Origin of the sequence: Rathayibacter sp. Leaf248 (assembly GCF_920939495.1) — a bacterium.
GTDB lineage: Bacteria > Actinomycetota > Actinomycetes > Actinomycetales > Microbacteriaceae > Rathayibacter > Rathayibacter caricis.
This window is the reverse complement of sequence record NZ_CAKLAV010000001.1, coordinates 1,272,446-1,292,642: the sequence shown is the minus strand read 5'-3', so window position 1 is coordinate 1,292,642 and position 20,197 is coordinate 1,272,446. Positions and strand designations below refer to the sequence as shown.

The following is a 20,197-nucleotide window of genomic DNA, read 5'->3' as shown; positions in this document are numbered from 1 at the left end:
CGCGGGCGTCACGGCTGCAGGACGCTGAGGTGCTTCTCGGCGGGGGTGGGGCGCTTGGGTCCACCGATCTTGCCGTCGGGCCGGCCGACGTAGAGCCAGCCGAGCAGCTCCTCGCCCTTCTCGAGGCGGTGCGCCTTCCGGACCGCCTTCGCGCGGGTGTAGGAGCCGGTGCGCCAGAAGACGCCCCAGCCCGCCTCGTCGAGCAGAAGGCTCAGCAGGTGCGCGACGCCCGAGGCGACCGCCTCCTGCTCCCAGTCCGGCACGCTCGACTTCTTCGTGCTCACCACGACGGCGAGCAGCAGGGAGGCGCGGTGCGTCTTCTCGATGTACTTCCGCGGGTCCTTCTTGGCCCCCGACGCCGCGGCGAAGCTGCGGCCGATCCGGTCGCGGGCGGCGCCCCGGATCTCGATGACCCGCCACGGCCGCAGCGAGCTGTGGTCGGCGAGACGCGACGCCGCCGAGACGTACGTCGCGATCTCGTCGTGGCCCGGTGCCTCCGCCGTCACCTTCGACCGCGATCGTCGCGCGAGGACGGCGTCGAGCACCGGGGTGGGCACGGTCACTCGCTCTCGGCCTGGAACTCGAGGGCGATCGAGTTCATGCAGTACCGGTCGCCGGTCGGGGTGCCGAAGCCGTCGGGAAACACGTGGCCCAGGTGCGAGCCGCAGTTCGCGCAGCGCACCTCGGTGCGCACCATGCCGAGGGTGCTGTCCTCGATCAGCTGAACGGCATCGGGGTTCACCGACTCGTAGAAGCTCGGCCATCCGCAGCCGGAGTCGAACTTGGTGCCGCTCTGGAAGAGCTCCGCGTGGCAGGCGGCACAGGTGTAGAGGCCGGAGCGGTGCTCGTCGAGCAGCTCGCCGGTCCACGGACGCTCGGTGGCTGCTTCGCGCAGGACGGCGTACTGCTCGCGGTCGAGCTCCTCGCGCCACTCGGCGTCGGTCTTGTTCACGGAATACGACGACATGGGTCTCCCTAGGATTCCTCGCCAGTTTACGGGGGAGGTCGCTCCCCTCCTCTCTCGTAAACTCCCAGCCGTGCAGGCGAATTCCGTGATCTCGAAAGCGTGGAGCGAACTCTCGACCGAGGAGGTGTACGCCTTCGCGCGGCTGCGGACCGACGTGTTCCTCCGGGAGCAGCGCGTCGACGACGACGAGCTGGACGGCCGCGATCTCGAGCCGACCGCACGGCACTGGTGGATCGCCGACGGGCGCGGGACCGCCGCCTACCTCCGCACCCTCGTCGACGCCGAGCCGGAGCACGCCGACGCGCACCGCGTCATCGGCCGCGTCGTCACCCGCGCCGACAGGAGGGGGGAGGGGCTCGCGCATGCGCTCGTACAGGCGGTGATCCGGCGCTACGGCGATGAGGCGATCCTCCTGCACGCCCAGTCGCACGTCGCCGGACTCTACGCGCGCTCGGGCTTCGTCGCGTTCGGCGACGAGTACCAGGAGGCGGGCATCACCCACGTGAGCATGTACCGGAGCGCCTCCGCGGAGACAGCGGCGGGCGTGCCTACCCTGGACGGATGAACGGGACGACGGGAACGGCGCGGAGCACGAGCGCGCCGAGTGCTCCCCTCTCCGAGCGCGACCGCGAGGTGCTCGACTTCGAGCGCGACTGGACCTCGCGCTCCGGGGACAAGGAGGACGCGATCCGATCCAGGTTCGGGCTCTCGGTCGCCCGCTACTATCAGGTCCTCGGCGCGGTCCTCGCCTCTCCCGCGGCCCTCGCCCACGACCCGATGCTCGTGAAGCGCCTCCTGCGCATCCGCGACGGGCGCTCCGGTGCCCGCGCCGCGCGGCGCCTCGGGCGGCCCGAGTAGACCCGCTGCTCGCGCAGACCGCAACGGAAGGCCGGCTCCGACCTCGATGTCGAACACGCACCCGAAGGACCGCTTCGACGAGATCCCCGCGACGGAGGGCCGCGTCGGCGCGCACCGTCGGCCGCCCGCTCCGCACGCCCGCCTCATCGCCCTCGCCTGGGCGGCGCTGGCCACCGGAGTGATCGTCCTCCTCGGCTTCATCGGTCTCCTCGTGATCGACGACCGGGTGCAGTTCGACGACGTCTTCACCGCTCCCACCGGCCTCGCCGACGCGACGCCGGAGGTCGCTCCGACCGTGGATCCGTCCCTCGAGATCGCGGTGCTCAACGGCACCCCGACCGCCGGGCTCGCTGCCAGCGCCGGCGACGTGCTCACGACGGACGGCTGGACGGTGCCGACGGTCGCGAACGCCAGCTCCGAGGACCAGGCGGCGACCACCGTCTACTACTCCGATCCCGCGCTGCAGGGAGCCGCGCTCGGCCTGGTCGAGTCGCTCGGACTGGGGGCCCTGGTGCAGGGGGACGAGTTCGTCGAGACCGGCGATCTCGTCGTGGTCCTCGGCGCCGACTACCCCGTCGGCTGAGCCTCGGGATCTCGCTCGGACGCGGGCGAACCCCGCCGTCACCGGGTCTTCTGTTTCCGGCACGTTTAATCCGTGTTGAATCGCGGACAACTCTTTCCCGAACGCGCGATCGCGCCGTTTCCGGGCCCGTACCGCGGATTAGTATCTCGACTCGGAGGCACGCGCGCATCGCTCGTGTCGAGGGCAGCACAGTACTTGGGAGTGGAAATGGCGAACGGAACCGTCAAGTGGTTCAACGCTGAGAAGGGCTACGGCTTCATCACGGTCGACGGCGGCGGGCAGGACGTGTTCGTCCACTACTCCGCGATCGACATGTCGGGATACAAGGTCCTCGAGGAGGGCCAGCACGTCGCCTTCGAGGTCGGCACCGGATCGAAGGGACCCCAGGCGGAAGCGGTGCGCCTGGTCTGACCCGGCGCTCGTTCCAGGAGCCGTCGCCCGCCCCGTGCGGACGGCGGCTCCTGTCGTTCCTCCCCGCGTCGCGTCGCTTGCACTCGTCACCCGCGAGTGCCAGAATCGCTCTTGGCACTCGGTTCATCCGAGTGCCAGGAATGAAACTTTCTTGACGTCCGGGAGGGACGAGAAACACACATGGCCAAGATCATTGCTTTTGACGAAGAAGCCCGCCGCGGCCTCGAGCGTGGACTCAACACTCTGGCCGACGCGGTCAAGGTGACCCTCGGCCCGCGCGGCCGCAACGTCGTGCTCGAGAAGAAGTGGGGCGCTCCCACCATCACGAACGACGGCGTCTCGATCGCCAAGGAGATCGAGCTCGACGAGCCCTACGAGAAGATCGGCGCGGAGCTCGTCAAGGAGGTCGCCAAGAAGACCGACGACGTCGCCGGCGACGGAACCACCACGGCGACCGTCCTCGCCCAGGCCCTGGTCCGCGAAGGCCTGCGCAACGTCGCGGCCGGCGCCGACCCGATCACCCTGAAGAAGGGCATCGAGAAGGCCGTCAAGGCGGTCACCGCCGAGCTCATCGCCGGCGCCAAGGCGATCGAGACCAAGGACGAGATCGCGGCGACCGCCTCCATCTCGGCCGCGGACCCCGAGATCGGCGCGATCATCGCCGAGGCGATCGACAAGGTCGGCAAGGAGGGCGTCGTCACCGTCGAGGAGTCGAACACCTTCGGCACCGAGCTCGAGCTCACCGAGGGCATGCGCTTCGACAAGGGCTACCTGTCGCAGTACTTCGTGACCGACCCCGACCGCCAGGAGGCGGTGTTCGAGGACCCCTACATCCTCATCGTCAACTCCAAGGTCTCGAACATCAAGGACCTCCTCCCCGTCGTCGACAAGGTGATCCAGGCGGGCAAGCAGCTGCTGATCATCGCCGAGGACGTCGACGGTGAGGCGCTGGCGACCCTGGTCGTCAACAAGATCCGCGGCATCTTCAAGTCCGTCGCCGTCAAGGCCCCGGGCTTCGGCGACCGTCGCAAGGCCCAGCTCCAGGACATCGCGATCCTGACCGGCGGCCAGGTCATCTCCGAGGAGGTCGGCCTCAAGCTCGAGAACGTCACCCTCGACCTCCTCGGCTCGGCCCGCAAGGTCGTCATCACCAAGGACGAGACCACCATCGTCGAGGGCTCCGGCGACGCCGAGGCCATCGCCGGTCGCGTCGCGCAGATCCGCGCCGAGATCGAGAACACCGACAGCGACTACGACCGCGAGAAGCTCCAGGAGCGCCTCGCGAAGCTCGCCGGTGGAGTCGCGGTCATCAAGGCCGGAGCGGCGACCGAGGTCGAGCTCAAGGAGCGCAAGCACCGCATCGAGGACGCCGTCCGCAACGCGAAGGCCGCCGTCGAGGAGGGCATCGTCGCCGGTGGTGGCGTCGCCCTCATCCAGGCCGGCAAGCTCGCGTTCGACAAGCTCGAGCTCGTCGGAGACGAGGCGACCGGCGCGAACATCGTCAAGGTCGCCATCGAGGCGCCGCTCAAGCAGATCGCGCTCAACGCCGGTCTCGAGCCCGGTGTCGTCGCCGCCAAGGTCCGCGAGCTGCCCACCGGACACGGCCTCAACGCCGCGACCGGCGAGTACGTCGACCTGATCGCCGCTGGCATCATCGACCCGGTCAAGGTCACCCGCTCGGCGCTGCAGAACGCGGCGTCGATCGCCGGCCTCTTCCTCACCACCGAGGTCGTCGTCGCCGACAAGCCCGAGAAGAACCCGGTTCCGGCCGGTGACCCCACGGGCGGCATGGACTTCTAGTCCGACCCGCACCACACGCTGAAGGCGGTTCCCCTCCGGGGGAGCCGCCTTCCGTGCGTTCCGGGTGGCCCCGGCGGCGCGCGGACGACGGCTCCCTCGTGCTCGCCGCTCAGGGGCCGAAGAGACGCGCGTTGGCCTGCTCGGTGTCGGCGTACTGCTGTGCGGCCGTGCCGAGTGCGAGCGTGATCGTGGCCAGGCCCTCGTCGACCTGCGCCTGCGTCGACCGCCAGACTCCGACGACGCCCTGGAACGCGTTCGAGGCCTGGCCCTGCCAGACCGCCTCGAGCCCGGTCAGCTGCGCGAGCAGCCCCGACACCTCGGTCTGGATGCGGTCCATGTAGCCGTGCGCGGTGCCGGTCATCGTGGTCATCGCGTCGATGTCGGTCTGGTAGCGGGTCATGGGGGAGTCCTCTCGTTCCGGTCAGCGCCGATCGGCGCGTGCGAGAACGGTAGGACTCGCGCCGTCTCGGCCGCGGGCCCTCAGACCGAGGCTGGGGAGGATTCGCCGTTCGGGCCGACGGTGAGGAGGGGCAGGGCGACGCGGAAGGTCGCTCCGCCGCCCGGGGTCTCGACGACGTCGACGCGGCCCTTGTGCGCGGCCACGATGGAGGAGACGATCGCCAGCCCCAGACCGCTGCCGCCTGTCTCGCGGGTGCGGGACGTGTCCGCGCGCCAGAAGCGCTGGAAGATCTTCTCGCGGATCTGCGGCGGGATGCCCTCGCCGTGGTCGATCACCTCGAGGAACGCCAGACGGCGCGCGCGGTCGACCGCGACTCCGATCTCGATGGGGGTGTCCTCGGGGGTGTACCGCACGGCGTTGCCGATGAGGTTCGTGAGCACCTGACGGATCTTGTTCTCCTCGGCCATGACCAGTGCGGGGAGTCCCGCCTCCTCGGGAGCGGGCTCGGCCGTCCCTGCGGCGATCTCCTCGGCCTTCACCCGGCTGGGGCGTCGGCGGAGTCGGGCGAGGCGGGCGCCGGCGGCGGCGATCGGACCGGTCAGGCCGGCGGCTGCCGTCTGCAGCGGCTGCGTCGCGGCTCCGGTGAGATCGTCGTCGTCGAGGGCCGGCGTCTCGAGGGGGGTGTCGTCACGGGTCTCGACGCCGAAGTCGCGGTCGGGCCAGGAGGCCATCGCGTCCATGGCGGCGTCGCGCGCGAGGGGCATCAAGTCGACGGGGGCGAGAGCGAGCGGCTTCGTCTCGTCGAGACGAGCGAGCTCGAGCAGGTCCTCGACGAGACCGCCCATGCGGATCGCCTCCTTCTCGATGCGCTCCATCGCCTGGCCGACGGCCTCGGGCGTCTGCAGGGCGCCCATCCGGTACAGCTCGGCGTAGCCGCGGACCGAGACCAGGGGCGTGCGCAGCTCGTGGCTGGCGTCGCCGACGAAGCGGCGCATCTGATCGATCGTGCGCGCACGGTCGCGGAACGCGGTGTCGATCCGGCCGAGCATGGCGTTGAGCGAGCGGTTCAGCCGCCCGACCTCGGTGTTGGGCGTGGTGCCGTCGAGCCGCTGGCTGAAGTCGCCGTCGGCGATGGCGGCGGCGGTGCGCTCCACCTCGCGCAGCGGCGCGAAGGTGGTGGTGACGAGCAGGCGCGTGAGCATCGCGCCGATCACGACGATCGCGACTCCGAACCCCAGGAAGATCGTGAGGTAGGCCGTCATCACGACATCGACACTCCGCGTCGAGGTGGCGAGCAGCAGCGTCGCGACCTGATTGCCCTTGGAGTAGGTCGTCGCTATGAAGTGATACTCGATCTTGCCATTCTCGCTGCGAAGCTCCTTCGGCTTCCCGTCGTACTCGAGAGCTTCGTCGATTGCGAACGTCTCGGGGAAGTCAGGAGCATTCGGACCGATGGCTGTGGTGTTGTCCAGAATCCCGGCCGAGTCGTACACGGCACCGAAGTACGTCGTGTTCGAGTCGTTCAAGCCGGCCTCACCGATCGTGCCCAGCGACGTGGCCACGACCTGGGCCTGCTTCGCCAGGGAGTCGTCGAGCTGCGAGATGAGCTGCGGCTTCAGCATCGTCATGGTCCCGATGCCGGAGACGAGGAGCCCCAGCGTGAGCAGCAGGACCGTCACCGCGGTGATCTTGGTCCGCAGGGAGATGGAGTTCCACCGCTCGGCCAGGGTCTGGTGCATGGCGGTGGGACTCCCTCGATGGCGGAACGGCGGCCGCCCCGCGAGGGGGCGACCGCCGGGGTGCGGAGCTCCGGGCTCCGCGACGTCGATCAGGACCCGGAGGCTAGGCCTTCGCGACCTTCAGCATGTATCCGAATCCTCGCTTGGTCTGGATGAGCGATTCCTCCGAATGCGTGTCGAGCTTACGTCGGAGGTACGAGATGTAGGACTCGACGATGCCCGCATCGCCGTTGAAGTCGTACTCCCACACGTGGTCGAGGATCTGCGCCTTGCTGAGCACGCGGTTGGGGTTGAGCATCAGGTAGCGCAGCAGCTTGAACTCGGTGGGGCTGAGCTCGACCGGCTCGTCGCCGACCAGGACCTCGTGGGTGTCCTGGTCCATTGTCAGCTCGCCGGCGCGGATGACCGCGTCCTCTTCGGCGTGCATCGTGCGGCGGAGGATCGCCTTGATGCGCGCGACGATCTCGTCGAGGCTGAACGGCTTGGTGACGTAGTCGTCGCCGCCGACGGTGAGACCGGTGATCTTGTCCTCCGTGTCGTCCTTCGCCGTGAGGAAGAGGATGGGGGAGGTGTAGCCGGCCGAGCGCAAACGCTTCGTGACGCCGAACCCGTTCATGTCGGGGAGCATGACGTCGAGGATGATCAGGTCGGGCTCCTCCTCGAGGACGGCCGAGATGGCCTGCGCGCCGTTGCCCACCGCGCGCACGGCGAAGCCGGCGAAGCGGAGGCTCGTGGTGAGCAGGTCTCTGATGTTGGGCTCGTCGTCGACGATGAGAATGCGGGGTCCGTCCATGAGGACATCTTCTGCGCGTTGCCTGAACGGAATCTGGGAGCCGAGTGGTGGGTGGCTCGACACCGCCCCGGTGCCGTCGGTGCGATCAGGACGCGCGGCGTCGACGCACTCCGACGACCAGCATCGCGATCATCATCAGGAAGGCGATGGGCAGGCCGACGAGGGGGACCGCGAAGACGAACTGCCACAGCGGACCCTCGTACCGCTCGACTCCGAGGAGGGGCGCGAGGAGGATCGCGAGGAACGCGAGCACCGTCACGGCGATGATCGCGATGAACATGTAGGCGAGGGTGCGCTCGGCGCGTCCGATGCCCGCCGGCTGCTGTGGCTTCACCCCCCAAGGATAGGCCGCACCGGAGAGCCTCTAAACTGGTGGTTGCTTCGATTCCAGGAGGGGTTCTGCATGCCTACCGGCAAGGTCAAGTTCTACGACGAGGAGAAGGGCTTCGGCTTCATCAGCACTGATGACGGCCAGGAGGTCTTCCTGCACGCTTCCGCGCTGCCCTCGGGGACCGCGGTGAAGCCCGGCACACGCCTCGAGTTCGGCATCGCCGACGGTAAGCGCGGGGCCCAGGCCCTGACCGCCCGCGTCATCGAGGCGCCCCCCAGCATGGTGAAGATGAACCGCAAGTCGGCCGACGACATGTCGGTGATCGTCGAGGACACCGTCAAGCTGCTCGACGGCATCGGCACGGGCCTCAAGCGCGGTCGGTATCCCGACAAGGCCCACGGCCGCAAGATCGCGGCGCTGCTGCGCCGGGTGGCGGACGAGCTGGATGCCTGACGCCGACGGCACGACCGGCGACCTCGCGTCGTCCGAAGGGGCGGAGTCCCTCCTGCCAACCGACACCGCCGATGCTGCCGCGGACGACGTCACCGGCGCCGAGGGGGTCGACCTGTCGACCGTCGAGGCGGAGGCGTCGATCGTGATCGCGGAATCGTCCACCGAAGGGGATGTGCCGACTCCGGGAGCCGGTACCGAGCTCGATGAGCCTCGGGACGAGTCCGATGCGGAGTCCGGGCTCCCGGCCGCCGTGGAGGAGTCGGACGTCGAGAGCGCGACCGGAGGATACGAGTCGGAGGCCGACCTCGTGGTCGACGGCTCCGAGCCGGGGAACGAGGACGTCCTCGAGGACGAGACGGTCGAGCCCGTCTACGAGCTCGACGCCGTGCTCGCCGCTTCCGAGGAGCGGGCCCGCGAGGCGCTCGCCGATGTCGCTCCGCCCGGAACGATCGGGCCGCTGGTGGCGACGCTGGCGCAGGGCGAGCACGTGGTCTCGCTCCAGTTCGCGAACCTCATGCGGGGCTACCCGGGATGGCTCTGGACGGCGACGCTGTCGCGCATCGACGAGACCGAGGACGTCAACGTGCTCGAGGTCGAGCTGCTGCCCGGCGAGGGAGCGGTGCTCGCTCCGGACTGGGTGCCGTGGACGGATCGCCTGGCGGACTACCGCGCGGCGCAGGACGCGGCCGGCGAGGAGTCGGACGACTCGGACGAGGACGACGCTGACGACGACGATGACGAGGCGGACGAGGACGCTCCGGATTCGGAGGACGAGTTCGACGATCAGGTCGTTCTCGACGACGACGATGACGACGAGTCGGAGGACGACGACGAGTCGGATGACGACGACGAGTCGGATGACGACGACGAGTCGGATGACGACGACGAGTCGGATGACGACGACGAGTCGGATGACGACGACGACTCCGACGATGACGACGAGTCCGACGACGACGAGTCAGACGACGAGTCCGATGACGACGACGACCGGGATGACGACGACCGCTGAGTCGGCGCCTCCCGTGGCGGCAGCGGGGGAGGGGGCGGCGTGATCGGCATCGACACGCTCGTCTCCTACCCCGACGGCGCCACCTCCTCCGAGGGGGAGATCGTCCACCTCGAGGCGCTCGAGGAGGGCCGCTGGGCGGTCGTCCTCGACGCGACGGCCGCTCATCCCGTCGACCCCACCTGGCCGGACCAGGGGGCCGACGAGGGCGTCCTCGTCGCCGAAGGCGTGCGCTACCGCCTGCTCGACTGCCGCATCGCGGCGTGGGACGGGCGCACCCTGCACCTCAGCGACCGGCTCCCGGTCCGCCTCGGCACCGAGGGCTGGGTCTTCGTCGTCGCGCACGTCGTGGCCGACGCGTCCGCGCTCGCCGAGGGGCAGCGGATCCGGGTCGAGGTCGACCGCGCCCGCCGCGACGAGTTCTCGCGCGGGCACACGGCCTGCCATCTGGCCTCGCTCGCCCTGAATGCGGCGCTCGCCGACTTCTGGAGCAAGCCGGTGCGGACCGATTCCCTCGGCAGCCCCGACTTCGATCAGGCCGCGATCCAGTCGTCGCTGATCCGCCCCTCGGGCTCGACTGACGTCTACCGGCTCGGCAAAAGCCTCCGGCGCAGCGGGTTCGACACCGCAAGACTGCAGGAGGCTCTGCCGGAGATCGAGGAGCGGATCGACGCCCTGCTGGCGGAGTGGACGGCGGAGGACGCCTCCGTCGCCATCGAGCGCGAGGACGAGCTCCTCGGCTCCCGCCGGACCTGGCGGTGCCTGCTCGCGGCCGGCGAGGCGTCGATCCCGTGCGGAGGAACGCACGTCGCGAGCCTCGCGCAACTCGGCGCCGTCTCGGTGGAGCTGTCCGTCGATCCGGTCGCGGCGACGCTCACGATGGAGACGGGCGCCTCCTGAGCCCTCAGCGGCGGTTGCGGCTGTAGAAGAGGCCGATGGTGCCGAGCACGACACCGATGACGACGGTCGACAGCACGAGCGGAGGCACGTCGACGCCGACCGAGGCCGCCACGAGGACGCCGATCAGCGCCGCGACCCAGACGAGGCAGCCCACGAGCAGCGCCCGGGCGTCGTCGCTCGGGTAGGGCGGAGGGCTCGGTCGACGCTCCTCCTCGCGGAGCCACAACCGCATCCTCGGCCCGCCCCTCAGTCGGCCAGGCGCTCGATGACGTGGTCGATGCAGTTCAGCAGCGACCGGACGTCGTCGGGCTCGATCGCGGTGAAGGTGGCGATGCGCAGCTGGTTGCGCCCGAGCTTGCGGTACGGCTCGGTGTCGACGATGCCGTTGGCGCGGAGGATCTTCGCGATCAGTGCGGCGTCGATCGACGCGTCGAAGTCGACGGTGGCGACGACCTGCGAGCGGTGCTCGGGCACTTCGACGAAGGGGGTCGCGACGGACGAGGCCTCGGCCCAGTCGTAGATCGCGGACGAGGACTCGGCGGTGCGCGCCGACGCCCAGGCGAGGCCGCCGTTGCCGTTCATCCAGTCGAGCTGCGACTCCATCAGCAGGAGGGTCGCGAGCGCGGGCGTGTTGAGCGTCTGGTTCAGGCGCGAGTTGTCGACGGCGTTCTTGAGGCTCAGGAACTCCGGGATGTAGCGCCCGCTCGCCGCGATGCGCTCGACGCGCTCGATCGCGGCGGGGGAGAAGAGGCCGAACCAGAGGCCGCCGTCGCTGGCGAAGTTCTTCTGCGGCGCGAAGTAGTAGACGTCGGCCTGCGAGGCGTCGAAGTCGATGCCGCCGGCGGCGCTCGTCGCGTCGATCACGGTGAGCGCGCCCTCGTCACCGTGGACGCGCGTGACGGGCGCCATCACTCCGGTCGAGGTCTCGTTGTGCGGCCAGGCGTAGACGTCGACGCCCTCGAGGACCTCGACCTCGCTCCGCGAGCCTGCCGGGGCCGAGATCACGTGCGCCCGCTCGAGGAACGGCGCGGACGCGGCCTTCGCGAACTTCTGGCCGAACTCGCCGAAGGTCAGGTTCTCGGCGCGGCGCTCGATGAGCGAGAACGCGGCCGAATCCCAGAACGCGGTCGAGCCGCCGTTGCCGAGCAGGACCTCGTAGCCCTCGGGGACGTCGAACAGCGTCGCGAGGTGCTCGCGCACGCGGCCCACCAGGTTCTTGACCGGGGCCTGCCGGTGCGACGTGCCGAGGAGGTGCGCGCCCTCGGTCGCGAGGTGCGCGAGCTGGTCGTGCCGCACCTTGGACGGGCCGCAGCCGAATCGTCCGTCGTGGGGGAGGAGCTCGCGAGGAATGGTGACGTCCGGCATGCGTTAATACTAGGGTTCCCGGCTCGCCCCCTCCTTCGAGTGACGAAGGTTTGGCGCCGTGCGGCTTCGCGGAAGTTGCGACACGGTGCCCAGTAAGGTTGAGCGCGCCGAGACGGGAAGGCTGAGATGACGGATCTGATCGACACCACCGAGATGTACCTGCGCACCATTCTGGAGCTCGAGGAGGAGAACATCATCCCCCTCCGTGCGCGCATCTCGGAGCGTCTGAGCCACTCGGGACCGACCGTCTCGCAGACCGTCGGCCGCATGGAGCGCGACGGTCTCGTGGTCGTCTCCGGAGATCGCCACCTCGAGCTCACCACCGACGGGCGCCGCAAGGCGATCCACGTCATGCGCAAGCACCGCCTGGCCGAGCGGCTCCTCCACGACGTCATCAAGCTCGACTGGGAGTTCGTGCACGAGGAGGCCTGCCGCTGGGAGCACGTCATGAGCGAGCAGGTCGAGCGCCGACTCCTCGAGATGCTCGACCACCCGACCGAGTCGCCCTACGGCAACCCGATCCCGGGTCTCGACGAGCTCGGCGACACCCCGGCGTCGCGCTTCGCGGACGGCGTCATCAGCCTGCCCCGCTTCGTCGCCGGCTCGGCCGAGCCCAAGCGCGGAGTGGTGCGTCGTCTCGGTGAGCCGGCGCAGGTCGATCCCGAGCTGCTGCTCCAGTTGAAGCAGTCGGGCGTCATGCCGGGAGCAGAGGGCGAGTTCTCGGCCCTCAACGGCTACGTCCTCGTGCGCATCGACGGCGCGGAAGCGGGCATCGAGCTCCCCAACGAGGTCGCGGCCCACATCTTCCTCGTCGTCTGACGACAGGTCCCCGAGCGGCCCCTGGGCGAGCGCTGGATGCGCTCCTAGCGCATCCCGGGACGGACTGCACGCCGATGTCGTGATCGGGCCGCGTCGAATGGTGACAAATCGGTAACGGTCGCATACGCTCTGGGGAGCCCTGCATCCGGACCCCGGTTCCAGGGCGCGGAATCCGACGTCCCCCTGCCCGTCTCGGACCACCGTGAACATCGATGCTTCGTGCATGAGACGGGACAGCCGCCTGGGCTGACGGGACGCGGAGGTCCACCCCTTTGGCCGAGAACGACACCACCGGCAGCCCCGACCGGTACCGCTCCACCCACCCGAACAGCCCCCGCAGCACCGCCTCCTTCGAGAACCAGCCGCCCGTCGTGCGCGCGCGGTTCCACTCCGAGGCTCCCGTCGCCCGCCGTGCAGTCCCGACCGCTCCGGCTCGCCAGCGCGACGTGACCGACTTCGTCCCGTCGCCCGCCGGCACCCCGCGCCGGCACCGCGGCCGGAAGCTCGGCAAGGTCGCGATCGTCGGGTTCGCCGGCGCGCTCGTCGCGACCATGGCGCTCCCCGCCTACGCGTTCTCCCCGGGGACCGATAGCGCGAGCCCGTTCGCGGCGTCGCAGGCCGACCTCCTCCGTCAGGGCGAGGCGCAGACCGTCGCCGTCGCGGGCAGCGTCGTGCAGGCCGCGATCGCGCGCGACGGCTTCTCGGCCGAGGCGGCTCCTCCGCCCCCGCCGCCCCCCGAGCCCGAGCCCGTCGTCGAGCCGGTCGCCGACACCTCGGACGTCGAGACCGCCCGCGCGGAGACCGCCGAGACGTTCAACTCGTACGACGGAGCGTCGGCCGCCGAGCTCGCCGCGTCGGCGCCGACCACCGGGTACAGCCTCTCGGCCGTGTACAACACCGCCCTGCAGTACCAGGGCGTGCCCTACGTCTTCGGCGGAGCGGACCCGAGCGGCTTCGACTGCTCCGGTCTCGTGATGTACGTCTTCGCGCAGTACGGAATCTCGATGCCGCACTCGGCCGCGGGTCAGGCCGCGATGGGCACCCGCATCCCGGTCTCGGAGGCGCAGCCCGGCGACCTCGTGATCATGCCCGGTCACGACGGCTTCTACGCGGGCAACGGCAACATCCTGCACGCGCCCTACGCCGGTGCGAGCGTCCGCGTGCAGCCGATCTGGACGTCGGACTACTACATCGTGCGCATCCCGGGCTGAGCCCGGACGCCCGTCGACGAGCCCGTTCCCTCTCCGGGGGCGGGCTCGTTCGCGTCCGCGGGGGACGCGGTGTGAAATGCGGATGACGAATTCGGGCGAACCTCTGGTGTTTCGCGCCGGAAGGAATACTCTGAACCCCACTCCGCCGTACCAGCGGAGCGGTTCGTCGAGGGACGGAGTGCCGGGATGACCGAGCGGAACGGGCACCACTGCGTGGGGCTGCGTTCGCGCGTGCGGCGGACCGACTCGATCCGGGCGGGGATCCTCTCCGCCTCGGTGCACTCCTCCGACACTCGGATACGCCACCACGACTCGACGCGGTGCTCAGCCGCGGCCCAGAAGGGCGCCGTCCACGCGACGGCGCCCTTCTTCGCGTCCGGGGTGCTGCCGTGGTGCGACGGACGACGTCTGTTCGGAGGTCACTGATGCGCACTCTGGTTCTCAACGCCGGCTACGAGCCGCTCGCGGTCGTCTCGTTCAAGCGGGCACTCGTCCTGCTGATGACGGAGAAGGCGACCGTCATCGCGGCCGACGAGGACAATCCGGTGCACGGGGCGACCGGCGACTACGTGCGGCCGTCCGTGATCCTGTTGACCCGCTACGTGCGGATCCCGAGCTCGCGGACGGTGCCCGTCTCGCGGCGCGGGGTGCTGCGGCGCGACAACCACCGCTGCGGCTACTGCGGGATGCACGCGAACACCATCGACCACATCCAGCCGAAGTCGCGGGGCGGACGGGACACCTGGGAGAACCTCGTCGCCTGCTGCCACCGCTGCAACAACACCAAGAGCGACCGCACGCCCGCCGAGATGGGCTGGCACCTGCGGACGGTACCGCGGGTGCCGCGGGCCGGCTCCTGGCTGGTGCGGGGTGCGGAGCGGATGGAACCCGAGTGGAACGGCTACTTGGCCCCTGCCGCCTGACGGGGCGAGGGCACTCCGCTCGCGGCGTTGTCGTCGGGCGCGATACCGCCGGTATCGCTTCACCCTGCGCCTTGCGATCGAAGCACCCTCGCCCCGTCAGAAGACAGAGGGGGCGAGGGCACTCCGCTCGCGGCGTTGTCGTCGGGCGCGATACCGCCGGTATCGCTTCCTCCTCCGCCTTGCGATCGAAGCACCCTCGCCCCGTCAGAAGACAGAGGGGGCGAGGGCACTCCGCTCGCGGCGTTGTCGTCGGGCGCGATACCGCCGGTATCGCTTCCTCCTCCGCCTTGCGATCGAAGCGCCCTCGCTTCGTCAGAAGACAGAGGCGACGAACTCCTACTCGTTGTCGCCGCCGGTGGCGGTGCTGGCGTTGCCGGAGCGCTCGCCGGACCAGGTCCAGTTGGCGACCTCGGGGAGGTCCTCGCCGAACTCGCGGGTGTAGGCGCGGGCGCGGATGCGGGCGTCCTGCATCTCCTGGCGGAGTCCGGCGGCGCGGGAGCCGAGTCCGGGGGTGCGGTCGATGACGTCGATCACCAGCGAGTAGCGGTCGAGGTCGTTCAGCATCACCATGTCGAACGGAGTGGTGGTGGTGCCGTTCTCCTTGTAGCCGCGCACGTGCAGGTTCTGGTGACCGGTGCGCTTGTAGGTCAGGCGGTGGATCAGCCACGGGTAGCCGTGGTACGCGAACACCACGGGGCGGTCGGGGGTGAAGACCGCGTCGAACTCGCGGTCCGAGAGGCCGTGCGGGTGCTCGGACTCGGACATCAGGCGCATGAGGTCGACGACGTTGACCGTGCGGATCGCGAGGTCCGGGAGCTTCTCGCGCAGGATGCTCACGGCGGCGAGGGTCTCGAGGGTCGGGACGTCGCCCGCGCAGGCGAGCACGACATCCGGCGACTCGCCCTGCCGCTCGCTGCTCGCCCACTCGAGGATGCCGAGGCCGCGGGTGCAGTGGGCGACGGCCTCGTCCATCGTCAGCCAGGCCGGGGCGGGCTGCTTGCCGGCGACGACGACGTTGACGTAGTCGACGCTGCGGAGGCAGTGGTCGTAGACCGAGAGCAGCGTGTTGGCGTCGAACGGCAGGTAGACGCGCACCACCTCCGGCTTCTTGTTGACGACGTGGTCGATGAAGCCCGGGTCCTGGTGGCTGAAGCCGTTGTGGTCCTGGCGCCAGACGTGGCTCGAGAGCAGGTAGTTGAGGCTCGCGATGGGGCGGCGCCACTCGATCTCGCGGGTGCCGTTCAGCCACTTCGCGTGCTGGTTGAACATCGAGTCGATGATGTGGATGAAGGCTTCGTAGCAGGTGAAGAGACCGTGGCGGCCGGTGAGGAGGTACCCCTCCAGCCAGCCCTGGCACTGGTGCTCGGAGAGGACCTCCATGACCCGGCCCGCGCGGGCCAGGTGGTCGTCGAGCGGGCTGAGCTCTCCCTCCCACTGCTTGTCGGTGGCGGCGTAGACGCTCTGCAGGCGGTTGCTCGCGACCTCGTCGGGTCCGAAGATCCGGAAGTTGGTGGGATTGGCGCGGATGACGTCGGCGAGCCACTCGCCGAGCACCTTCGTCGCCTCGGCGACCGTGCCGCCGGGGGACTCGACGACGACCTCGTAGCGGCGGAAGTCGGGCAGGTTCAGGGTCTGCCGCAGGAGGCCGCCGTTGGCGTGCGGCGTGGCGCTCATCCGCAGCTCGCCCTCGGGAGCGAGGGAGCGGACGCGCTCGGCGATCCCTCCGCTCTCCGTGAAGAGCTCCTCGGGGCGGTAGGAGCGGAGCCAGTCCTCGAGCAGGCGGGTGTGCTCCTCGGTGTCGCGGGCGTTGGCGAGCGGCACCTGGTGGGCGCGGTAGGTGCCCTCGACCTGCACGCCGTCGATCTCGGCGGGGCAGGTCCAGCCCTTCGGGGTCTTCAGGACGATCATGGGCCAGGCGGGCCGTGTCAGATCCCCAGCGGCGGCGCGCTCTTTGATCGCGGCGATGCGGTCGAGCACCGTGTCGAGCACCTCGGCGAAGCGCTCGTGCACGCGCATGGGGTCCTCGCCGTCGAAGCCGCCCTCGACGAGGAAGGGCTCGTGCCCGTAGCCGCGGAGGAGGCTCTCGAGCTCCTCGTACGGGATGCGAGCGAGGATCGTGGGGTTCGCGATCTTGTAGCCGTTCAGGTGCAGGATCGGCAGGACCACTCCGTCGGTGGCCGGGTTCACGAACTTGTTCGAGTGCCAGCTGGTGGCGAGCGGGCCCGTCTCGGCCTCGCCGTCGCCGACGACCGCGGCGACGAGCAGGTCGGGGTTGTCGAAGGCGGCTCCGTAGGCGTGGCTGAGCGCGTAGCCGAGCTCGCCGCCCTCGTGGATGCTGCCCGGGGTCTCGGGAGCGGCGTGGCTGGGGATGCCGCCGGGGAAGCTGAACTGGCGGAAGAGCGTGCGCAGCCCGTCCTCGGACTCGTCGATGTGCGAGTAGATCTCGCTGTAGGTGCCGTCGAGGTAGGCGTTCGCGACCATGCCGGGGCCGCCGTGGCCGGGACCGGTGATGTAGAGGGTGGACTGGCGGCGCTCGCGGATGGCGCGGTTGAGGTGCGCGTAGATCAGGTTGAGGCCCGGGGTCGTGCCCCAGTGACCGAGGAGGCGCGGCTTGATGTGATCGCGGGTGAGCGGCTCGGTGAGCAGCGGGTTCGCGAGGAGGTAGATCTGGCCGACGGCGAGGTAGTTGGCGGCGCGCCACCAGGCGTCGACGGTCTCGAGGGTCTCCGACGTCAGCGGGGCGTCCGCGTCGCGGGCGGCCCAGGTGTGCTCGGAGGCGGAGGGGAGCGCGGTGATCGAGGATGCGGCCATGACGCCACGCTCGCATCCGGCCGCCCCGCGCGGTAGGGCCTTGCGGCGCTCGCGCTCGGGACGGTCGGATGCGGGGTGCCGCGCGGGTGCGCTCAGCCGCGGGGAGTGGCGCGGCGGAGGATCAGCCAGCCGCTGAGGGCCGCGATCGCGGTGGGCACGAGGAGCAGCGCGAATCCGCCGGTGGTGCCGACCGCCTCGAGGGCGAGCCAGACGGAGTCCCACGAGTCGGTGAGGCTGATCAGCGCGACCGCGGCGACGGCCAGCGCGGCCAGTCCGATCCAGAAGACCGTCATGCCGACCGCTCGCCAGCGGACGTACACGGACGCGGTCGCGGCTCCGACGAAGAAGAAGAACAGGAACAGGACGAAGACCCCGAAGGCCCGCTCGACCCACGAGATGCCGCCGAAACCGACCACCCGGAACAGGATGCCGCCCATGCCCCAGCCGTTCGTCGCCGACTCGATCGCGGCCATGACGGTGTAGAGCAGCGTCCAGGCCGCCGACAGGAGGACGAACGTGAGGGCGCTGCCCCAGTAGAAGTCGCGCCGCGTGGATCCGTAGCCCAGCGCCAGTCCGAAGGTGATGTTCACCGCCTGGATCGCGACGACGAGCATGTAGATGAAGATGAACGCGCCGGGACCCGAAACCTGCACGCCGGACTCGCCGCCGGCGCTGTCGACGCCGATCGTGCGGAGCACCACCCAGAAGATCGCGAGGCTGCCGAGGAAGATCGCGGCGAGGATGCCCAGCGGCGTGTAGAGCAGCGTCGCGGGGTTGGCGAAGTGCAGGCGGACGATGCGGAGCAGGCGGTCGGAGGTGCCGAGGCTGTGCGCGGGGGCGGTGGTGGTCATGAGGCGTCCTTCCCGGAGGAGGTGGTGCTCGTGAGCTGCACGACGAGCTGCTGGAGGGAGACGGGCTCGAGCTCGAGCCCGAGGGCGGCCGCCTCTGCGCGTCCGGAGGCGTCGAGGCGGGGGAGCGTCGCGGAGGCGAGGCCGCCTACTCCGCTGCGGGAGAGGACCTCGCGGTCGGCGGTGAAGGAGTCGACCGCGCTGCGGGTGCCGACGACGGTCGCGGCCGAGCCGCGCAGCTCCTCCGCATCGCTGTCGACGACGAGCCGGCCCTCGTCGATGACGAGGACGTGCTCGAGGAGGGAGCTGACCTCGTCGATCAGGTGCGTGGAGAGCACGACGGTGCGGGGGTGCTCGGCGAAGTCGGCGAGCAGGCGGTCGTAGAAGAGCTGGCGGGCGACCGCGTCCAGGCCCAGGTAGGGCTCGTCGAAGAAGGTGAGCGGGGCGCGCGAGGCGAGGCCGACGATCACTCCGACCGCCGAGAGCTGCCCGCGCGAGAGCTTCTTGACCCGCCGGTTCAGCGGCAGGCGGAAGTCGCTGACGAGCTCGTTCGCGAACGCGTCGTCCCAGCCCTCGAAGAACCACGGGGCGCTGCGCAGGACGTGCTTCACCTGAAAGTCCTCGGGGTACTTCTGGCTCTCCTTGATGAAGCAGGTGCGGGAGAGGACGCCGGCGTTCTCGACCGGAGGCGCCCCGAACACGTGGATGTCGCCCGAGGTTGCGAACTCCTGACCCGTGAGCAGCGACATGAGCGTCGTCTTGCCCGCGCCGTTGCGGCCGAGGAGGCCGTGGATCCGGTTCTCATCGAGCGCGAAGCTCACGTCGTGGACCGCGTGCATGCTGCCGTAGTGCTTGCTGAGGCCGGCGACCTCGATGACCGCGCTCATCGCGATCCCCCTTCGCTGATCATGGTGGCGAGCTCCTCGCGGGTGAGGCCGAGCTTGGCGGCCTCGGCGAGCAGCGGAGCGACGAACTGGTCGCGGAACTGGGTACGGCGCTTCTCGACCAGCCGGTCGCGGGCGCCCTCGGCGACGAACATCCCGATGCCTCTCCTCTTGTAGAGGACCCCGTCGTCGACGAGCAGGTTCACGCCCTTGCCGGCCGTGGCCGGGTTGATGCGGTGGAACGCGGCGAACTCGTTGGTCGAGGGGACCTGGGTCTCTTCGGGGAGCGCCCCCGCGATGATGTCGTTCTCGATCTGCTCGGCGATCTGCAGGAAGATCGGCCGGGAGTCGTCCATGGGTGCTCCTTCCTGCTGGGCGGTGGTTCAGTGGTTAGTTGGTGCAGTAACTAACCAAGCAGGTCTGTCGGGTGCTGTCAACCGCGGGCTGCGAGCTCGGCCCGGCCGACGGGTACACTGGCTCGGCCAGCCTCTGTAGCTCAATGGAAGAGCGACTCCGTCCTAAGGAGCAGGTTGGGGGTTCGAGTCCCTCCAGGGGCACCAAAGTGTCGTTACTAAAACCCTTGCCAGAGAAAAACGCCGAAACGGCGCCGATCTCGGCCTCCAGGAAGCTGGTGAGGTTCCGAGCACCACTCTTTCGAGTGGTGCTTCTTTCGTGTGCTGCGAGCTGAATGGCGGTCGAGGCAATCGTGGCGAACGGCTCGTTCAACTCGACGGTGATGGTCTCGTCCGCATGAACGAGAACACGCGCAAGGAAGACTTGATTGAAGAGCCTCTTCACGTGGTCGGGCGCCCAGCCGTAAGCGCTGGCGCACTCCGCGCTCACATCAAGGGCGAGCCCGATCGCATACTCAACATCGGCCACGTCCCGGGTGAGCCTCGCTTCGTCCCGCTCGGCGATCGTCCGCTCAGCGCGGATGCGGTCCTGCTCCTTCTTGAACAGGTCGAGCGAGATCGCGTCTGCGTAGTGGGCCTGGAGGAGCCGCAGCTGCTCGCGTTCGAGACGCTCTAAGTCCGTCTTGATCTGTGCTCGTTGGCGCTCGGCGTCGCCTCGGGTGGCCACGAGCTCGTCGTGGAA

General features: G+C 69.7%; 24 protein-coding genes and 1 tRNA gene. 13 read left to right on the top strand and 12 right to left on the bottom strand.

Annotated elements, in window-relative coordinates; all coding sequences use genetic code 11:
• Positions 1-8 precede the first annotated feature (8 nt).
• Together LRG51_RS06330 and msrB are read right to left on the bottom strand one after the other, a co-directional pair.
• Positions 9-563: a nitroreductase family protein gene (locus tag LRG51_RS06330; protein ID WP_082481001.1), complete on the bottom strand. Its 555-nt coding sequence runs from the start codon at positions 561-563 to the stop codon at positions 9-11.
• Entirely contained in the window at positions 560-967 is a 408-nt protein-coding gene (msrB, locus tag LRG51_RS06325; protein ID WP_055787708.1) for a peptide-methionine (R)-S-oxide reductase MsrB, read from the bottom strand. The genes LRG51_RS06330 and msrB overlap by 4 nt, the downstream gene beginning before the upstream one ends.
• A gap of 70 nt (positions 968-1,037) precedes the next feature.
• On the opposite strand from msrB, the gene LRG51_RS06320 reads away from it, so the two are divergent.
• From LRG51_RS06320 to groL, 5 genes are all read left to right on the top strand, one after another.
• A complete protein-coding gene (locus LRG51_RS06320) occupies positions 1,038-1,532 on the top strand; it encodes a GNAT family N-acetyltransferase (protein ID WP_230671775.1) in 495 nt (164 codons plus the stop codon).
• Positions 1,529-1,825 (top strand): DUF3263 domain-containing protein, encoded by a 297-nt coding sequence (locus LRG51_RS06315; protein ID WP_055787711.1) that lies wholly within the window; start codon positions 1,529-1,531, stop codon positions 1,823-1,825. Before LRG51_RS06320 ends, LRG51_RS06315 begins: the two co-directional genes overlap by 4 nt.
• A 46-nt stretch (positions 1,826-1,871) precedes the next feature.
• Positions 1,872-2,408: a LytR C-terminal domain-containing protein gene (locus tag LRG51_RS06310; protein WP_230671773.1), complete on the top strand. Its 537-nt coding sequence runs from the start codon at positions 1,872-1,874 to the stop codon at positions 2,406-2,408.
• A gap of 207 nt (positions 2,409-2,615) precedes the next feature.
• Positions 2,616-2,819 (top strand): cold-shock protein, encoded by a 204-nt coding sequence (locus LRG51_RS06305; RefSeq protein ID WP_055787717.1) that lies wholly within the window; start codon positions 2,616-2,618, stop codon positions 2,817-2,819.
• Between the two features lie 180 nt (positions 2,820-2,999).
• Positions 3,000-4,619: a chaperonin GroEL gene (groL, locus tag LRG51_RS06300; RefSeq protein WP_055787720.1), complete on the top strand. Its 1,620-nt coding sequence runs from the start codon at positions 3,000-3,002 to the stop codon at positions 4,617-4,619.
• Positions 4,620-4,728: 109 nt separating this feature from the next.
• Here groL and LRG51_RS06295 read toward each other — a convergent pair whose 3' ends face one another.
• The 4 genes from LRG51_RS06295 to LRG51_RS06280 form a co-directional block, all read right to left on the bottom strand.
• Complete coding sequence (locus LRG51_RS06295) at positions 4,729-5,019, bottom strand: WXG100 family type VII secretion target (RefSeq protein ID WP_230671771.1); 291 nt, start codon at positions 5,017-5,019, stop codon at positions 4,729-4,731.
• Positions 5,020-5,099: 80 nt separating this feature from the next.
• A complete protein-coding gene (locus LRG51_RS06290) occupies positions 5,100-6,758 on the bottom strand; it encodes a sensor histidine kinase (RefSeq protein WP_055787726.1) in 1,659 nt (552 codons plus the stop codon).
• A 103-nt stretch (positions 6,759-6,861) separates the two neighbouring features.
• Positions 6,862-7,551 (bottom strand): response regulator transcription factor, encoded by a 690-nt coding sequence (locus LRG51_RS06285; RefSeq protein ID WP_055787731.1) that lies wholly within the window; start codon positions 7,549-7,551, stop codon positions 6,862-6,864.
• 85 nt (positions 7,552-7,636) lie between these two features.
• A complete protein-coding gene (locus LRG51_RS06280; protein ID WP_230671768.1) occupies positions 7,637-7,885 on the bottom strand; it encodes a hypothetical protein in 249 nt (82 codons plus the stop codon).
• 69 nt (positions 7,886-7,954) lie between these two features.
• Between LRG51_RS06280 and LRG51_RS06275 the strand changes: the two genes are divergently transcribed.
• Genes LRG51_RS06275 through LRG51_RS06265 form a run of 3 tightly spaced genes read left to right on the top strand, consistent with a single transcriptional unit; the run spans position 7,955 to position 10,241 of the window.
• Complete coding sequence (locus tag LRG51_RS06275; protein ID WP_055787734.1) at positions 7,955-8,335, top strand: cold-shock protein; 381 nt, start codon at positions 7,955-7,957, stop codon at positions 8,333-8,335.
• Complete coding sequence (locus LRG51_RS06270; protein WP_230671766.1) at positions 8,328-9,344, top strand: DUF3027 domain-containing protein; 1,017 nt, start codon at positions 8,328-8,330, stop codon at positions 9,342-9,344. The genes LRG51_RS06275 and LRG51_RS06270 overlap by 8 nt, the downstream gene beginning before the upstream one ends.
• A 39-nt stretch (positions 9,345-9,383) precedes the next feature.
• Positions 9,384-10,241 (top strand): metal-dependent hydrolase, encoded by an 858-nt coding sequence (locus tag LRG51_RS06265; protein ID WP_230671764.1) that lies wholly within the window; start codon positions 9,384-9,386, stop codon positions 10,239-10,241.
• Positions 10,242-10,245: 4 nt separating this feature from the next.
• Here LRG51_RS06265 and LRG51_RS06260 read toward each other — a convergent pair whose 3' ends face one another.
• Both LRG51_RS06260 and serC read right to left on the bottom strand, forming a co-directional pair.
• Positions 10,246-10,473 (bottom strand): hypothetical protein, encoded by a 228-nt coding sequence (locus LRG51_RS06260; protein WP_055787739.1) that lies wholly within the window; start codon positions 10,471-10,473, stop codon positions 10,246-10,248.
• 14 nt (positions 10,474-10,487) lie between these two features.
• On the bottom strand, positions 10,488-11,606 hold the full coding sequence (serC, locus tag LRG51_RS06255; RefSeq protein WP_230671761.1) for a phosphoserine transaminase: 1,119 nt from the start codon (positions 11,604-11,606) through the stop codon (positions 10,488-10,490).
• A gap of 126 nt (positions 11,607-11,732) precedes the next feature.
• On the opposite strand from serC, the gene LRG51_RS06250 reads away from it, so the two are divergent.
• From LRG51_RS06250 to LRG51_RS06240, 3 genes are all read left to right on the top strand, one after another.
• The gene (locus tag LRG51_RS06250) at positions 11,733-12,425 is read left to right on the top strand and encodes a metal-dependent transcriptional regulator (protein WP_230671759.1); all 693 of its coding nucleotides are present in this window, start codon (positions 11,733-11,735) and stop codon (positions 12,423-12,425) included.
• 272 nt (positions 12,426-12,697) lie between these two features.
• Positions 12,698-13,636, top strand: coding sequence for a C40 family peptidase (locus LRG51_RS06245; RefSeq protein ID WP_055787747.1), 939 nt, complete (start codon positions 12,698-12,700; stop codon positions 13,634-13,636).
• Between the two features lie 425 nt (positions 13,637-14,061).
• A complete protein-coding gene (locus LRG51_RS06240; protein ID WP_055787753.1) occupies positions 14,062-14,559 on the top strand; it encodes an HNH endonuclease in 498 nt (165 codons plus the stop codon).
• A 336-nt stretch (positions 14,560-14,895) separates the two neighbouring features.
• Here the strand turns inward: LRG51_RS06240 and LRG51_RS06235 are convergent, their stop codons facing one another.
• From LRG51_RS06235 to LRG51_RS06220, 4 genes are all read right to left on the bottom strand, one after another.
• Positions 14,896-17,370, bottom strand: a complete 2,475-nt coding sequence (locus tag LRG51_RS06235; RefSeq protein WP_157603065.1) for a phosphoketolase family protein — start codon at positions 17,368-17,370, stop codon at positions 14,896-14,898.
• A gap of 92 nt (positions 17,371-17,462) precedes the next feature.
• Positions 17,463-18,221 carry an ABC transporter permease gene (locus tag LRG51_RS06230; protein WP_230671757.1) on the bottom strand — a complete coding sequence of 253 codons (759 nt, stop codon included), beginning with the start codon at positions 18,219-18,221 and terminating at the stop codon, positions 17,463-17,465.
• A complete protein-coding gene (locus LRG51_RS06225; RefSeq protein ID WP_230671756.1) occupies positions 18,218-19,105 on the bottom strand; it encodes an ABC transporter ATP-binding protein in 888 nt (295 codons plus the stop codon). The genes LRG51_RS06230 and LRG51_RS06225 overlap by 4 nt, the downstream gene beginning before the upstream one ends.
• Complete coding sequence (locus tag LRG51_RS06220) at positions 19,102-19,458, bottom strand: GntR family transcriptional regulator (RefSeq protein WP_055787762.1); 357 nt, start codon at positions 19,456-19,458, stop codon at positions 19,102-19,104. Before LRG51_RS06220 ends, LRG51_RS06225 begins: the two co-directional genes overlap by 4 nt.
• A gap of 129 nt (positions 19,459-19,587) precedes the next feature.
• On the opposite strand from LRG51_RS06220, the gene LRG51_RS06215 reads away from it, so the two are divergent.
• A tRNA-Arg gene (locus LRG51_RS06215) sits at positions 19,588-19,662 on the top strand.
• 190 nt (positions 19,663-19,852) lie between these two features.
• Positions 19,853-20,131 (top strand): hypothetical protein, encoded by a 279-nt coding sequence (locus LRG51_RS06210; RefSeq protein ID WP_230671754.1) that lies wholly within the window; start codon positions 19,853-19,855, stop codon positions 20,129-20,131.
• Positions 20,132-20,197 lie beyond the last annotated feature (66 nt).